The organism is Sphingomonas yabuuchiae (assembly GCF_001477495.1).
GTDB classification, from domain to species: Bacteria; Pseudomonadota; Alphaproteobacteria; order Sphingomonadales; family Sphingomonadaceae; genus Sphingomonas; species Sphingomonas yabuuchiae_A.
On the sequence record NZ_LDTF01000176.1, the window covers coordinates 1 to 567 of the forward strand.

Here is a 567-nt window from a genome sequence, read left to right on the forward strand (position 1 = left end):
AATGCGCCCAGGTCTCGGCGAAGTCCTCCCAGGGGTGGGAGGTGGCGTAGGCCGAGACGAAGGTCTCCTGCCAGCCCTCCGCCGGGCCGTGGGCGTAGTGGCGCTGGAGCGCCGCGCCGTAATCGGCCCGCTCGTCGCCGAACACCGCCCGGAACGCGTCGAGGCAGGGATCGGCCCGCACCAGCACGTTCCAGAAATAGTGCCCGATCTCGTGGCGGAAGTGCCCGAGCAATGTGCGGTAATGCTCGCCGAACTGCGTGCGCCGGCGCTCGCGCTCGACGTCGTCGGCCTCCGCGATGTTGAGGGTGATGAGGCCGTTGTCGTGCCCGGTGAGCACCGGCGGGCCGATCAGGTAGGATTCCGCGGGGTCGACCAGGAAGTCGAAGGCGAGGCCCGCCGGGTCTTCGCGGCGGGAGGCGAGCGGCAGGCGCAGCCGCAGCATGGCGTAGAACAGCCGGCGCTTGGCCGCCTCGACCTCGCGCCAGCGGGTCTGGTTCCAGGGGATCGAGAGGTCGGGCACCACCCGGTTGTGCCGGCAGGCGACGCAGAAGGTGTCCGCCGAGCCCA

At 71.1% G+C, this 567-nt stretch carries 1 protein-coding gene; it reads right to left on the minus strand.

The window, feature by feature from the left end; translation table 11 throughout:
* Nucleotides 1-567: putative zinc-binding metallopeptidase (locus NS355_RS17930; RefSeq protein ID WP_209445139.1), on the minus strand; the 567-nt coding region annotated here is incomplete at both ends.